Source organism: Dokdonia genika (assembly GCF_042652845.1).
Classification (GTDB): Bacteria; Bacteroidota; Bacteroidia; order Flavobacteriales; family Flavobacteriaceae; genus Dokdonia; species Dokdonia donghaensis.
In genome coordinates, this window is record NZ_JBHSHB010000008.1 from 234,997 (window position 1) to 248,781 (window position 13,785).

Here is a 13,785-nt window from a genome sequence, read left to right on the forward strand (position 1 = left end):
TGTTGTGCCTATTATGTGATAAATGTACTACTTATCTATGAGTTTGAAATATGCTCTAGGGTAATCACCTTTAATCGCTTGCGACTTCTAGCATACGTTTGTATAATATGCTTTGCATCTCTATTATCAGACATAGGCTCTATAATAGTGTTTAAATAGTCAAGATCGCTTATATCATTGTTACGATCATAAAAACCTATTCCTTTAAATTTCCCATTTTCTATTAATACAAAAGAGCGCTCATTAGACTTACGACCACGATCTGTGATAATCATACTCTTGTTTTTATAGCTATGCTTATCTATAAATTGCTGTACTCGCTTGTTATATGAAGCTGGATCTTCTTTTTCTACACAGGCACCATTACACTTTTCAATCCCATAATTAAAACAACTACCAGATTTTGAATTAAACTGTGTTTTATTCATACACAGGTTGTAGGCAGCAATAATACGTTCCAGACTACTCTTTGCACTCATTGTATTGCTATAGGTAGTAATTGACTCCTTACGTCCATCTGCACGTTCTGTCTTAAGATGTATGTAACCTTGCTGGTCTGTAAAGTGTGTAAGTTGTACCTTAAATTTTGTGCGTCTTAGGGCTCTATTATACTTAGGTTTATAGTGTTTTATAGCATCGTTCTCTTTAAGTAATGCTAGAAGTTCACTTCCCGTTTGTACAAAAGTGACACTCTCAACTTCGTCTTGTATTTTTTTACTTTTGCGGTTGTCGTTTGTAAAATGCTGGGTAAGCCGCTTCTTCATATTTTTACTTTTCCCAATGTATATGATGGTCTCATTTACATTATGCATAAAGTATACTCCAGTCTCAGAAGGAACAGATTTTATAAGCTCCTTGAGCTTAGTATCCATATGCTTTTTAGGAAAAGAGCGCGTCGCTTTTTTAAAAACTATTTGCTCTGGATCTTTTGATAGTAGTAGTTCAAAGAGTTTTACAGTAGCAATCGCGTCGCCATCTGCACGGTGACGATTAGACATTGAGATGCCTACAGCCTTTGTGAGTTTTCCTAAGCTGTAACTGTCGTGCCCTGGTAAGAGCTCTTGTGATAGCTCAACGGTACAGAGTGTTGTTCTATCAAAGTGATATCCTAACCTATCAAACTCTAGACTAAGTATGCGGTAGTCAAACTGTGCATTGTGAGCAACAATGGTACAACCCTCAGTGATTTCTATTATGCGCTTTGCAACTTCGTGAAATTTTGGCGCATTACGTAACATTTCATTATTTATACCCGTAAGACCTACTACAAAAGCCTGTATAGGTCGCTCTGGGTTTACAAGGGTGACAAACTCATCAACAACTGTCTGTCCGTCAAATTTATAAATAGCTATCTCCGTAATACCTTCTTCGTTGTATTTTCCACCGGTGGTTTCTATGTCTAGTATTGCGTAAATAAGTCTATTGTTTTGCTCGTAAAACGAGTACTATAATTAAATTGTTGTGTGTATAATGGCTATCTAGCGCCAAAAATACTACTCCCCACACGTATCATCGTGCTGCCGTTATCTATGGCTAGTTTATAATCACCACTCATACCTGATGATAAAATGGTGAGATTTGCGCTTTCGCGAAACCGTAAAAATAATCCTTCAAGCAGTTCAAATTCTGCCTGTACCTGCCGTTGATCATCTGTAAAGGTTGCCATACCCATAAGGCCTACTACGTTTACATTAGGATAGTTGTCAAGCTCTTTGGATTGAAAAAGCGAGATAACATCATCTACCGTCATACCAAATTTTGAATCTTCTCGCGCAATTTTTACCTGTATAAGTACATCTATCACACGATTATTTGCAAGGGCTTGTTTGTTAATTTCTTTGAGGAGCTTTATACGGTCTACCGCGTGCACGAGACTTACAAAGGGAGCCATAAACTTGACCTTATTAGTCTGTACGTGACCTATCATATGCCATTGTATATCTTTTGGCATTTCTTCCCACTTCTCTGTCATTTCTTGGATTTTATTTTCTCCAAAAATGCGTTGTCCAGCCTCATAGGCTTCCATAAGGTCTGCTACGGGTTTTGTTTTTGAAACCGCAACAAGGGTTACGTGTGGTGGGATGCTTTCGCGAAAGCGTAATATATTATCTGCTATACTCATTAAAATTCGTAAATCGTGACGCCGCTGCGTAGTTTAGGTTCAATATACGTACTTTTTGGTGGCATTTTAAGCCCTGCGTCTGCAATTTCTTTTAAGTCTTCTATGGTGATAGGAAGCATTCCAAAACTCACAACAAACTCTTTACTGTCTACACGGTCTGTAAGGCTTGCGATATCACGCCTCCCGTCTATATATTCTATACGCTTGTCATTGCGTAAATCTGTGATGCCTAAAATAGGTTTTAACACAGTCTCATATAATATTTGAGTATCTAGTCGCTCAAGGGGCGTGTCAAAAGTTCTAAGTTTATGGCGTAAATACAAACTGTAGTACTCACCATCTAGATACATACTAAAGTGGTATTTCTTAGATGGTCTATAGGGTAGTTTTCCTCTGTTTTGAATTCTAAAATGGCTGTCTAATGCTATGAGGAAAGCTTCTTTAGTAAGACCGTTAAGGTCTTTTATAAGTCTATTAAATTCATAAATAAGCAACTCAGACTCTGGAATTAAAAAGCTCATAAAGTGATGGTATGTCTCTTGATGCTCTGGGTGTGCATCAGAGAGTAGTGCAGAGGAGGAGGAGCGATGGTGCCCATCTGCAATATAAAGATCACCTAGTTGCTCAAAGGCTTCTTGAAGTGCTGTTATAGTTGAGTTATCTGTAACTGGCCACAAGTAATGTGTGTCTCGGTACGTAGTTGTAAACTCATACTCTGCACGTGTACTCATTACATCTTGCAATATCGCTTTTATACTGGAGTCATCTTGATAGGTGAGTAGTACAGCTTCTGCATTAAAACCTACCGTCTCAAGATAGTCTTTAAAGAGTAGCTCACGATCTTGCAGGGTGTCTTCGTGCTTTTTTATGACATCATTTTTATAGTCTTCTACAGAGGCACTTCCCACAATACCGTGAAAGGTGTTCTGGTCTCTATCTACAATCTTATATATGTAAAAAGCAGGTTTATTTTCTTTTATAAAAATGCCATCTTCTTTGAACTCTTGATATCTATTACGCACAAGTTCAAATCGCTGTTTACCTGTAATCTCTTTGTGAAATTTATATCCAGGATTTATAATGTGCAAAAAAGAAAACGGATTACGTGCCATACGGTGATCTCGCCCCTCTTGATCATAAAATTGATATGCACGTGTGGCTACTAGACCTACTTTATCTCTTGTAGGTCGCACAGCGCAGAAGGGGGAGATTTTTGCCATAATATGATGCGTATCTTAGTTGTGTAGTATTATGAAAACATTGCGGCTACCTTATCTGCCTTGCGTGATTCTTTATAATCATAAAAACCTTCGCCAGACTTAACCCCATACTTTCCTGCACGTACCATATTTACTAGTAATGGGCACGGTGCGTACTTAGGGTTTTTAAAACCTTCATACATTACTTCAAGTATAGATAGACATACGTCAAGACCTATAAAATCTGCTAGTTGTAATGGTCCCATAGGGTGCGCCATACCTAGCTTCATCACGGTGTCTATTTCATAAACGCCAGCTACACCATTATATAAAGTCTCAATAGCCTCATTAATCATAGGCATAAGGATACGGTTTGCTACAAAACCTGGGTAGTCATTTACCTCTACAGGTACCTTGCCTAGCTTTTCTGAAAGCTCCATAATAGTTTGCGTGGTTGCATCACTAGTAGAGTATCCTCTTATGATTTCAACAAGCTTCATAATAGGTACAGGATTCATAAAATGCATCCCTATAACGAGTTCAGGTCTTTTTGTGACTGCCGCAATCTGTGTGATTGAAATAGAAGAGGTATTTGTGGCAAGGATACAGTCATCACCAGTAGCTTCATCTAGTGATTCAAAAATTTTGAGTTTGAGATCTACGTTTTCTGTAGCAGCCTCTACTACAAGTCCAGCATATTCTACACCTTCTTCTAGGTTAGTAAAAGTGGTGATATTATCTAGCGTTTGTTGCTTTTCTATGGCAGTGATACGCTCTTTTGCAACCATTCTATCTAGGTTTTTTGAGATGGTGTTCATCCCTCTATCTAGTGATTCTTGTGAGATGTCTACAAGCTGTACTTTGTAACCGCTTTGAGCAAAAGTGTGAGCAATACCATTACCCATTGTTCCTGCTCCTATAACTGCTATGTTTTTCATAATTGTGATGCTTAGTGTCTTTCCCAGTAGGAAAGTGTGTGTTTGAATATGTGTGTTTAAAAATCTGCGATAATCATTTTGGCTACGCGCAGTGCTTCTGTACCTGCCTCAAGTGAGACGATAGGAGTAGTGTTTTCTTTTATTGCTTTCGCGAAAGCGTCTAGCTCATCAAGTATTGCATTATTGCTAGGCACCTCTGGATTGTCGAAATATATTTGCTTTTTGAGCCCCTCTGCATTTTGAAGAATCATCGCAAAGTCATCTGGATTTTCTGGTGCATCCTTCATTTTTACAACTTCTACTTTTTTTTCTAAAAAGTCTACAGAGATATAGGCGTCTTTTTGAAAGAAACGAGCCTTACGCATATTTTTCATAGAGATGCGGCTAGAAGTGAGGTTTGCTACACAGCCGTTTTCAAACTCGATGCGTGCGTTTGCAATATCTGGTGTTTCAGATATAACAGAGACACCGCTAGCGTTTACACTTTTTACAGGGCTTTGTACCACGCTTAATATCGCATCTATGTCGTGTATCATAAGATCTAGCACAACAGGCACATCTGTACCTCTAGGGTTAAACTCTGCTAGTCTATGCGCTTCTATAAACATAGGGCTCTTTATACCTTCATTTACCGCCATAAATGCTGGGTTAAAACGCTCTACTTGACCTACCTGTCCTAACACATTGTGCTCTTTTGCCAGGGCGAGTAATTGCTCTGCTTCTTCTACCGTACTTGTGATAGGTTTTTCTATAAAGAGATGTTTACCGGCTTTAATTACTTTTTCTGCACTTGTGAAGTGATATGTGGTAGGCGTTACAACATCTACCATATCACAGGCGTCTATAAGTGCTTCTTCACTATCAAATGCTACGTAGCCAAACTCTGTTGATATGGCGTCACGTACCTCTTTTGAGGTGTCGTAAAAGCCTACCAGTTCATAGTTTTCTGATAGTTTAAGAAGTTTTAAGTGTATTTTTCCTAAGTGGCCTGCACCTAGAACGCCAGCTTTGAGCATAGTATATTGTTTTTTACAAAAATAAGGTTTTTAGTTGCTTTTATGATGTCTTGATTTTGGGGTGTGAAGATTTTTAATAACCTGCTGGTAGCATTGATTTTGAAAATAAAATGGGGTGCTCTTGATAAATCATTTGTGATTGAGAGTGAGTTTTATTGTAAAAAAACTATTTTAGTAACCGATGAAAGACACTACTCGCCACCAAGGAAAACGCCGCCAACTCGTACAAATACTAAAAGATAAAGGCATTACAAATAGTCTAGTACTTAAGGCTATAGGTAAAATACCACGTCACTTTTTTATGGATAGCAGTTTTGAGCATCACGCCTACCAAGATAAAGCGTTTCCTATTGCGGCAGATCAAACCATCTCTCAGCCTTATACTGTAGCTTTTCAAAGCGAGTTGCTAGAGATAGAAAAAGGGCACAATGTACTAGAAATAGGTACGGGTAGCGGGTACCAAACAGCGGTGTTGTGTGAGCTTGGAGCAAAAGTATATTCTATAGAGCGCCAGCAGGAGCTATATAAAAAGACAAAATTATTCCTCACAAAACTGGGATACAGACCTCGTTATCTAAGTTTTGGAGATGGTTATAAAGGATTACCAGAATATGCGCCTTTTGATAGTATTATCGTGACAGCTGGAGCACCATTTGTACCTAAACCATTACTGGCACAACTCAAGGTAGGAGGGAAGCTTGTGATACCCGTAGGCGACGACCCGCAAATAATGCATCGCTATATAAGAACCTCTGCAACCTCTTTTGAAAAGAAAGAGTATGGAGAGTTTAGATTTGTGCCATTACTGGAGGATAAAAATTAAAGGACGGCTATTGTCCCTAGCCTACTACTTATTTTCTAAAGAAGTATCTTTGTAACCTATGGAATTCTCTTCAAAACTTCTTGAAAACGCAGTCTATGAGATGTCTCAACTCCCGGGAGTTGGTAAGCGCACAGCCTTGCGACTTGTGCTGCATTTATTAAGGCAGCCAGAGAGCCAGACGCACCATCTTACTGAGGCGCTTAACACGATGCGAGACACCATCAAGTTTTGTAAAAAATGCCATAATATATCAGATGTAGAGTTATGCGAGATTTGTTCTAACCCTAATAGGGATGCATCATTAGTTTGTGTGGTAGAAGATGTGAGAGACGTTATGGCTATTGAGAATACAAGCCAGTATCGTGGCTTGTACCACGTGCTGGGCGGAAAAATAAGTCCGCTGGATGGTGTAGGTCCACAAGATCTTAATATTTACTCCCTCATAGACAAGGCAAAAAGCGGAGAGGTAAAGGAGGTGATATTTGCATTGAGCTCCACGATGGAAGGGGATACTACAAACTTTTATATTTATAGACAACTGGAGGCTTATGACATTAAGACCTCTACTATTGCCCGCGGTATTTCTGTAGGTGATGAGCTTGAGTATGCAGATGAGGTTACCCTAGGAAGAAGTATCTTACATCGCATACCTTTCGAAAATTCCTTAAAGAGTTAGAAAGTTTATAAAATACTCACTTTAAAAAATCCTGCTTGCAATTATCTATTGTCATTGTAAACTATAATGTAAAAGACTATCTACATCTGTGTTTAGATAGTGTTACTGCTAGTATACAAAATCTAGATGCAGAGATTATAGTCGTAGATAATGCGTCTATAGATGGTAGTGCAGCAATGGTAAGAGACCTGTTTCCTCAAGTTATTCTTATTGCAAATAAAGATAATGTAGGTTTTTCTAAAGCAAATAATCAAGGCGTAGCTGTAGCTCAAGGTGAGTATGTCTGTATTCTCAATCCAGATACGGTAGTGGGCGAAAACACGTTTAATGATGTATACGCTTTCGCGAAAGCGCAACAAAAATTAGGCATCATAGGAATACAGCTGGTGGACGGAACCGGTAGATTTTTACCAGAAAGCAAAAGAAACATCCCTACACTTAAAGTATCGCTCAATAAGATGATAGGTGATGCTAGACATTATTATGCTTCACACCTTACAAACGATGAAATAGGAGAGGTATCTGTACTTGTAGGTGCTTTTATGTTTATGCCTCGTGCAGTTTATACAGAAGTAGGCGGTTTTGACGAGCGGTATTTTATGTATGGTGAAGATATCGACCTCTCGTATACCGTATTACAAGCGGGTTATGTAAATTATTACCTTGGGGATACTGTTATTATACACTTTAAGGGAGAAAGTACCGTAAAAGATAAACGTTATAGAAAGCGTTTTTATGGAGCAATGCAGCTATTTTATGATAAGCATTTGTATAGAAATGTATTACAACAAACGTTAGTGAGGTTAGGTCTAGGCGTTGCAAAAGCCAAGTCTTGGATTACTCATTTTAAAAACCAGGCGATCATAAAAGATCATCAAAAAATTAAAGAGTATATACTGCTGTCTAATAATGATGATCTGACGAGAAAATTGTCACAAAGTGTCAATAATACGGTTGTGACCCAAAACGAGCTATCTACTGTAAAGAGCGGTCAAGAAATACTCTTTGATGCCCAGTATACGGGCTATGAGAAAATAATTAAGGAAATTATAACACACGCCAGTAGTGGTGTTTCTTATAAACTAATACCTAAAAAGAGTACTTTTGCGATAGGCAGTAATAGTAGTGAAGGAAGAGGAGAGGTAATCACGTTTGAAATAGAATAGTGATTTATTCTCACCTTAAAACCGAATAAATTACTATTTTTGTAAAAATAACAATTGAAAACAGCTACATTTTACGAATATGGCAAGATTTGAATTAAAGCTACCAAAAATGGGAGAGAGTGTTGCAGAAGCAACGCTTACATCGTGGTTAAAAGAAGTAGGAGATGTCATAGAGGCAGACGAGCCTGTACTTGAGATCGCAACAGATAAGGTAGATAGTGAAGTGCCTAGTGAAGTAGACGGAGTACTAGTCGAAAAACTTTTTGATGTAGATGCTGTGATAGAAGTGGGCCAAACCATTGCTATTATAGAAACAGATGGTGAAGGTGGTGATACAGCAACTACAGAGACTACTGTACAAGAGGTTGTAGAAGAAGCTCCTGCAGAGGCAGCGGCCGTTGCTCAAACGGTAACAGCAGCCCAAGATGCGGTAGCAGCACCAGTAAGTTCTGGAGATAGATTTTACTCGCCGCTTGTGCGCAATATGGCAAAGCAAGAAGGAATCTCTCAATCTGAACTTGATGCAATACAAGGATCTGGTAAGGACGGTCGTGTGACTAAGGATGATATGGTGTCATACCTTGCAAACCGCGGTACTCAAAAAGCCGCTCCAGCAACACAAGGTGTTAAGGCGCAGCCAGCACAAAAAAGCGCACCAGCCAAAAAAGCCGCTCCAGTAAGCGTAAATGGTGAAGATGAAGTGATAGAGATGACTCGTATGGGTAAACTCATATCGCACCATATGGTAGCATCTGTGCAGACCAGTGCTCACGTACAATCATTTATTGAGGCAGACGTAACTAATATCTGGAGCTGGCGTAAGAAGAATAAAGATGCATTTGCAAAGAAGGAAGGTGAGAACCTTACATTTACTCCTATATTTATGGAGGCAGTGGCAAAAGCAATACGTGATTACCCACTTATAAATATTGCAGTAGATGGTGATCGTATTATAAAACGTAAAAACATAAACCTAGGTATGGCTGCAGCTTTACCAGATGGTAACCTTATTGTACCGGTTATAAAAAATGCAGACCAGCTTAACCTTGTAGGAATGGCAAAATCTGTAAATGATCTTGCTGGTAGAGCTCGTGATGGTAAGTTAAAACCAGATGATACAGCCGGAGGGACATATACTGTGACAAACGTAGGTACCTTTGGGTCTATAATGGGAACACCTATTATAAACCAGCCACAAGTTGCTATACTTGCTCTTGGAGCTATACGCAAAGTACCTGCAGTGATAGAAACGCCAGATGGGGACTTTATAGGTATACGTATGAAGATGTTCTTATCTCACTCTTATGATCACCGTGTGGTAAATGGAGCGCTAGGAGGTCAGTTTGTAAAGAGAGTAGCAGAGTACTTAGAAAACTTTGATGTAAATAGAGAGATATAATAGTCTCTTATCTCAATAATTAAAAAAAGCGCAACCTCAGGTTGCGCTTTTTTTATAAGATCACTTATCGTTTTCTATTCCAAGGTGCTCCAGTCATAACTATTTATAAAAGCATCTATATCTTCTATATCGTAGCTCTTTTTGCCTTTGTGCATAATAACGGGTAAACCTACTTTACCACCATTGTGGCCATCACTTTTAAGATGTTGAAACATAAAATCTGCTACTTTTTTATGTTTTGATACAACGAGAGTTCGGTATTTAAGGTGGTTGTCATTTAGGTAATTAATAAGCACTTCACATTTGTCACAGTTATCTTCTGTAAAGACCGTAAACTCACTTGCCTTAATAGGACGTATGTTTACGTAAGCTTCGTCGTCTTCTCCTTTGCGCTTGCTTATAGATTGTAGCTTGTTGTTGTAGTTAAATATATTGGTATAGGTAGGGTTGGCACCTCTTAACGGTATTAAAGTAATCATAAGTACCTTTTCATTAGGCGGTATTTTTTTTATAACCGGTCTATCTGCACTACGTCTAAAGCCTTCGCCCTGTACAATGAGAAAAGCTTCTTGTTCTTGATCTGTATTGTTTTGGGCATAAAGAAGCCATCGCTTAGGCTGCTTTTCTTCTATGAGCTCTACATCTGGGGTGGAGGTGTTTTGCGCTTTCGCGAAAAATACCATACTCGCAGTAAGTAAGACGGTGTATATAAGTTTTAATCTATTCATTGGTTTTGTGAAGTTTTAAGCTTTTGGTTATTGCATATTCAGATTTGAAAAACTGAATGTAGGTAGGTTGAGTTTTTGGGGAGTTATTACGTGGTGATTTTTTAAAAAATCGGGCCTTTGAGCCGTTTAGATTTATGGTGTACTTATCATCTATATCTTGTGGTGAGTTTGTAAATGACACTATTTTACCTTTAAAAGTCCATTGCCCTCTTGCATACCAATGCTCTTCTGGCTGTCCTTTTAATTGTCTTGAGTTGTGGTATTCAAAAGTTCCATCTGGCGATAGTATAAGTTGCCATTGCACAGGTAGGCTAGTCACTTCGGGGTTTGTGATGAGCGCTTTTCTGTAGTCATTTGTATAGGTCCCTATTACATCTTTGGTAGTAAAGGCCGAGGTTTGGGCAAAGGAAACTTTCGCGAAAGCGAAAAAAATAACAACGAGATTTAAGTATTTTATATTCATAATAGAATGAAATCAAATCTTATACCAAGATAACATTTCTGAAATTTTTAATAGTTAGAGGTTTAAACATTGTAATTATAAACAAGTATTTTTGTGAAATGCAATTAAATATAACAAGACCCATTTGTTTTTTTGACCTTGAGACCACAGGTGTTAATGTCGCAAAAGATAGGATTGTAGAGATATCTATCCTTAAAGTTTTTCCAGATGGAAGAGAGGAGGAGTTTACAGAACGTATAAATCCCATGGTACCTATACCAGCAGTAACGACTGCAGTACACGGTATAAGTGATGCAGATGTGGCAGACAAGCCTACCTTTGCAGAGCGAGCAAAGGAGATTTATGATATTATAAAAGACTCAGATCTTGCTGGTTTTAATTCAAACAGATTTGATATACCGCTTCTGGTTGAGGAGCTACTGCGATCAGGCATAGACTTTGATATGAAAAATCGCAACGCGATAGACGTGCAAAACATTTTTCATAAAATGGAGCAGCGCACACTGGTTGCAGCATACAAGTTTTATTGTGATAAGGACCTGACTAATGCGCACAGCGCATCTGCAGATACGTGGGCTACCTATGAGGTTTTAAAATCTCAGCTGGATAGATATGATGAGCTGGAGAACGATATGAAATTTTTAGGCGACTTTAGTACGCGTAAAAGAAATGCAGATTTTGCTGGTTTTATAGGGTATGATAAGGATGATGTAGAGATTTTTACATTTGGAAAACACAAGGGTAAGAAGGTAGAAGAAGTGCTAGAGAAAGAGCCGGGATATTTTGGGTGGATTCAAAATGCAGACTTCCCTTTATACACAAAGAAGGTACTTACAGCAATAAAACTACGTAAGCTTAATACTAAAGGATAATTTATGAAACTTATTTGTATAGGTCGCAATTATGCAAAGCATATAGAAGAGCTAGATAATGAAAGACCAGAGCATCCGGTTGTTTTTTTGAAGCCAGATTCTTCTATATTATTAAGTAAACACCCCTTTGTGATTCCACCATTTTCTAATGATGTGCATCACGAAGTTGAGGTGCTTGTTAAGATTAAAAAGATAGGAAAGCATATAGATGAGAAGTTTGCTGCTACCTATTATGATGAGATAGGTCTCGGTATAGATTTTACCGCTAGAGATCTACAAGCGCAGCTTAAGGAAAAAGGGTTGCCTTGGGAAAAAGCAAAGGGATTTGATGGTGCTTCGGTTATAGGGACTAAATGGTTGCCAGTATCAGACTTTGAGAGTGTAGATGATATCTCATTTAGACTAGAGTCTAATGGAGATGTTGTGCAGCAGGGCTCTACAAAGGAGATGCTCTGGAAAATAGATGCTTTAATAAGCTATGTCTCTCAATATTTTACACTTAAGATAGGAGACATTATATTTACAGGTACGCCAGCTGGCGTTGCACGTGTAGAAGAAAACGATAAGTTAAAAGGATTTATAGGAGATACAGAGATGTTCTCAATAAACGTAAAATAATATGTCAAGACATTACAATCTAGAAAAAGTAAGAGAGATCGCCGGTGGTGATGAAGATTTTGTAGCAGTCATTGTTTCAACTTTCTTACAAGAAATACCGCCAGATCTTGAGTCTATGCAAAATGCTATTGAGAATGTAAACCATAAAATGGCATATCAATTTGCGCATAAGATGAAACCTAATTTAGATATGTTTGGTATAGATCTTCTAGATCAAATTAAGGCAATGGAGAAGTGGAGTGATACAAATAAGCCTACATCTGCCATACAGACTAAGCTAGATGATATTACAAATACCCTTACTACGGTAATTGCAGAGCTACAAGAAGACTTCTAGATGAAAGCAGAAATAATTACAATAGGTGATGAGATACTCATAGGCCAGATTGTAGATACAAATAGTGCATACATATCTTCAGTTCTTAATAAAATAGGGGTTTCTGTATATCAGATAACGTCTATACAAGATGATAAGGCACATCTTTTAGAAGCTTTTGCTGCAGCGCAAAGTCGTACAGATCTTGTCATAATCACAGGAGGGCTAGGTCCTACTAAGGATGATATCACAAAGCATACGCTTTGTGAATACTTCAGCGATGAGCTAGTACTTGATCAGAGTGTGCTTGATCACGTGACATACTTGTTTAAGGAGTATGTAAAAAAACCGATGCTTGAAGCAAATAAGACACAAGCACTAGTGCCCAGTAAGGCACAAATCCTTGTAAATAAATTTGGTACAGCACCTGGTATGTGGATTGAAGATAAAGACACCGTCTTTATCTCAATGCCGGGAGTCCCTTATGAAATGAAGGGGCTTATGGAAAATGAAGTGCTACCAAGGCTTCAAGAGCAGTTTAAGTTACCCTACATACTTCATAAAACTTTCTTGACCTATGGAATGGGAGAGAGTGCTATCGCAGAGCGTATAGAAGCTTTTGAAAATGAGCTACCCGCTACTATAAAGCTAGCCTACTTACCTTCACTAGGGAGAGTGCGCTTACGTCTATCTACATCTGGACCAGAACAAGATGTGCTTGAAAAAGAAATGGCTATCCAGACCCAAAAGCTTTTGCCACTAATAGACGATATTTTTGTAGGGTTTGAAAGTGATGGAGAGCTAGAAGAGGTTGTTGCAAAATTGCTTGTAGATCATAATAAAACATTAGCCATTGCAGAGAGCTGTACTGGAGGTCAAATGGTAGAACGTTTTACAAAGCACGGTGGCGCATCTCAATATCTTAAAGGAAGCCTAGTGACCTATGCTACACAGTCTAAAATAGATATACTAGGCGTAGATCCTGCAGTTATAGACAAGCATTCTGTAGTAAGTGCAGAAGTTGCGTCACAAATGGCGGTAAACGCAAAGCGTCTCTATAAATCAGACATAGGTATATCTACCACTGGTAATGCTGGACCTTCTAAGGGTGATAGTGATGCAGAGGTAGGTACGGTATACATAGGTATCGCTACAGATAAAGGAGTTACTGCACATCACTTTATGATGGGTAATCACCGCAAGAGAGTAATAGGTAAGAGTGTTAATAAAGCACTTGAGCTATTAAGAGATGTGATACGTAAGGAGGGGTAAAATGTTTTTTGGTACGCTTTCGCGAAAGCGTAATAAAACTCCTTCTATTATATAAATTATAGGGCTCTATTGTAGAAAATAAGAGCCATAAAATAAATTAACAGGAAAAAACTAGAAATAAGTTTTGTAGTGACCTATAAAATTACGTATTTTTGCACCCTGTTTTGAAATAACTAT

At 38.3% G+C, this 13,785-nt stretch carries 15 protein-coding genes; 8 read left to right on the top strand and 7 right to left on the bottom strand.

The annotated features are described in order from the left end of the window. Window positions 1-35 precede the first annotated feature (35 nt). Genes ACFO5T_RS04980 through ACFO5T_RS05000 form a run of 5 tightly spaced genes read right to left on the bottom strand, consistent with a single transcriptional unit; the run spans window position 36 to window position 5,275 of the window. Window positions 36-1,415, bottom strand: coding sequence for an exonuclease domain-containing protein (locus ACFO5T_RS04980; protein WP_380032974.1), 1,380 nt, complete (start codon window positions 1,413-1,415; stop codon window positions 36-38). A gap of 59 nt (window positions 1,416-1,474) precedes the next feature. Then, complete coding sequence (locus tag ACFO5T_RS04985) at window positions 1,475-2,122, bottom strand: YggS family pyridoxal phosphate-dependent enzyme (RefSeq protein WP_380032535.1); 648 nt, start codon at window positions 2,120-2,122, stop codon at window positions 1,475-1,477. Then, window positions 2,122-3,342: a DUF1015 domain-containing protein gene (locus ACFO5T_RS04990; protein ID WP_375251942.1), complete on the bottom strand. Its 1,221-nt coding sequence runs from the start codon at window positions 3,340-3,342 to the stop codon at window positions 2,122-2,124. The genes ACFO5T_RS04985 and ACFO5T_RS04990 overlap by 1 nt, the downstream gene beginning before the upstream one ends. Before the next feature lie 29 nt (window positions 3,343-3,371). After that, on the bottom strand, window positions 3,372-4,259 hold the full coding sequence (locus ACFO5T_RS04995; RefSeq protein ID WP_298347872.1) for a 3-hydroxyacyl-CoA dehydrogenase family protein: 888 nt from the start codon (window positions 4,257-4,259) through the stop codon (window positions 3,372-3,374). Between the two features lie 56 nt (window positions 4,260-4,315). Continuing rightward, window positions 4,316-5,275: a Gfo/Idh/MocA family protein gene (locus ACFO5T_RS05000; protein WP_375251943.1), complete on the bottom strand. Its 960-nt coding sequence runs from the start codon at window positions 5,273-5,275 to the stop codon at window positions 4,316-4,318. Between the two features lie 181 nt (window positions 5,276-5,456). On the opposite strand from ACFO5T_RS05000, the gene ACFO5T_RS05005 reads away from it, so the two are divergent. From ACFO5T_RS05005 to ACFO5T_RS05020, 4 genes are all read left to right on the top strand, one after another. Next, window positions 5,457-6,098: a protein-L-isoaspartate(D-aspartate) O-methyltransferase gene (locus ACFO5T_RS05005; protein ID WP_375251944.1), complete on the top strand. Its 642-nt coding sequence runs from the start codon at window positions 5,457-5,459 to the stop codon at window positions 6,096-6,098. A 58-nt stretch (window positions 6,099-6,156) separates the two neighbouring features. After that, window positions 6,157-6,774 (top strand): recombination mediator RecR, encoded by a 618-nt coding sequence (gene recR / locus ACFO5T_RS05010; protein WP_035325222.1) that lies wholly within the window; start codon window positions 6,157-6,159, stop codon window positions 6,772-6,774. A gap of 35 nt (window positions 6,775-6,809) precedes the next feature. Continuing rightward, on the top strand, window positions 6,810-7,940 hold the full coding sequence (locus tag ACFO5T_RS05015) for a glycosyltransferase family 2 protein (RefSeq protein ID WP_380032539.1): 1,131 nt from the start codon (window positions 6,810-6,812) through the stop codon (window positions 7,938-7,940). A gap of 79 nt (window positions 7,941-8,019) precedes the next feature. After that, on the top strand, window positions 8,020-9,339 hold the full coding sequence (locus ACFO5T_RS05020) for a dihydrolipoamide acetyltransferase family protein (RefSeq protein WP_380032541.1): 1,320 nt from the start codon (window positions 8,020-8,022) through the stop codon (window positions 9,337-9,339). 74 nt (window positions 9,340-9,413) lie between these two features. Here the strand turns inward: ACFO5T_RS05020 and ACFO5T_RS05025 are convergent, their stop codons facing one another. Together ACFO5T_RS05025 and ACFO5T_RS05030 are read right to left on the bottom strand one after the other, a co-directional pair. Beyond that, window positions 9,414-10,067 carry a hypothetical protein gene (locus ACFO5T_RS05025; RefSeq protein WP_380032543.1) on the bottom strand — a complete coding sequence of 218 codons (654 nt, stop codon included), beginning with the start codon at window positions 10,065-10,067 and terminating at the stop codon, window positions 9,414-9,416. Beyond that, a complete protein-coding gene (locus ACFO5T_RS05030) occupies window positions 10,060-10,530 on the bottom strand; it encodes a hypothetical protein (protein WP_380032545.1) in 471 nt (156 codons plus the stop codon). Before ACFO5T_RS05030 ends, ACFO5T_RS05025 begins: the two co-directional genes overlap by 8 nt. A 98-nt stretch (window positions 10,531-10,628) precedes the next feature. On the opposite strand from ACFO5T_RS05030, the gene ACFO5T_RS05035 reads away from it, so the two are divergent. From ACFO5T_RS05035 to ACFO5T_RS05050, 4 genes are read left to right on the top strand one after another with little or no spacing between them, the layout of a single operon-like run. Beyond that, window positions 10,629-11,402 carry an exonuclease domain-containing protein gene (locus ACFO5T_RS05035; RefSeq protein ID WP_380032547.1) on the top strand — a complete coding sequence of 258 codons (774 nt, stop codon included), beginning with the start codon at window positions 10,629-10,631 and terminating at the stop codon, window positions 11,400-11,402. Between the two features lie 3 nt (window positions 11,403-11,405). Beyond that, window positions 11,406-12,020, top strand: coding sequence for a fumarylacetoacetate hydrolase family protein (locus ACFO5T_RS05040; RefSeq protein ID WP_380032549.1), 615 nt, complete (start codon window positions 11,406-11,408; stop codon window positions 12,018-12,020). Window position 12,021: 1 nt separating this feature from the next. Next, window positions 12,022-12,357 (top strand): Hpt domain-containing protein, encoded by a 336-nt coding sequence (locus ACFO5T_RS05045; RefSeq protein WP_021778441.1) that lies wholly within the window; start codon window positions 12,022-12,024, stop codon window positions 12,355-12,357. Then, window positions 12,358-13,608, top strand: coding sequence for a competence/damage-inducible protein A (locus tag ACFO5T_RS05050; protein WP_375251950.1), 1,251 nt, complete (start codon window positions 12,358-12,360; stop codon window positions 13,606-13,608). It abuts the gene before it with no gap. The last annotated feature ends 177 nt before the right edge of the window (window positions 13,609-13,785 follow it).

What these genes read in the sequence shown, in the direction of transcription:
- ACFO5T_RS04985 (WP_380032535.1), bottom strand. Translation starts at nt 2,122, where the DNA reads ATGAGTATAGCAGATAATATATTACGCTTTCGCGAAAGCATCCCACCA.
- ACFO5T_RS05045 (WP_021778441.1), top strand. Translation starts at nt 12,022, where the DNA reads ATGTCAAGACATTACAATCTAGAAAAAGTAAGAGAGATCGCCGGTGGT.
- ACFO5T_RS05000 (WP_375251943.1), bottom strand. Translation starts at nt 5,275, where the DNA reads ATGCTCAAAGCTGGCGTTCTAGGTGCAGGCCACTTAGGAAAAATACAC.
- ACFO5T_RS05025 (WP_380032543.1), bottom strand. Translation starts at nt 10,067, where the DNA reads ATGAATAGATTAAAACTTATATACACCGTCTTACTTACTGCGAGTATG.
- ACFO5T_RS05020 (WP_380032541.1), top strand. Translation starts at nt 8,020, where the DNA reads ATGGCAAGATTTGAATTAAAGCTACCAAAAATGGGAGAGAGTGTTGCA.
- ACFO5T_RS04990 (WP_375251942.1), bottom strand. Translation starts at nt 3,342, where the DNA reads ATGGCAAAAATCTCCCCCTTCTGCGCTGTGCGACCTACAAGAGATAAA.
- ACFO5T_RS05050 (WP_375251950.1), top strand. Translation starts at nt 12,358, where the DNA reads ATGAAAGCAGAAATAATTACAATAGGTGATGAGATACTCATAGGCCAG.
- ACFO5T_RS05030 (WP_380032545.1), bottom strand. Translation starts at nt 10,530, where the DNA reads ATGAATATAAAATACTTAAATCTCGTTGTTATTTTTTTCGCTTTCGCG.
- recR (WP_035325222.1), top strand. Translation starts at nt 6,157, where the DNA reads ATGGAATTCTCTTCAAAACTTCTTGAAAACGCAGTCTATGAGATGTCT.
- ACFO5T_RS05005 (WP_375251944.1), top strand. Translation starts at nt 5,457, where the DNA reads ATGAAAGACACTACTCGCCACCAAGGAAAACGCCGCCAACTCGTACAA.
- ACFO5T_RS05040 (WP_380032549.1), top strand. Translation starts at nt 11,406, where the DNA reads ATGAAACTTATTTGTATAGGTCGCAATTATGCAAAGCATATAGAAGAG.
- ACFO5T_RS05035 (WP_380032547.1), top strand. Translation starts at nt 10,629, where the DNA reads ATGCAATTAAATATAACAAGACCCATTTGTTTTTTTGACCTTGAGACC.
- ACFO5T_RS04995 (WP_298347872.1), bottom strand. Translation starts at nt 4,259, where the DNA reads ATGAAAAACATAGCAGTTATAGGAGCAGGAACAATGGGTAATGGTATT.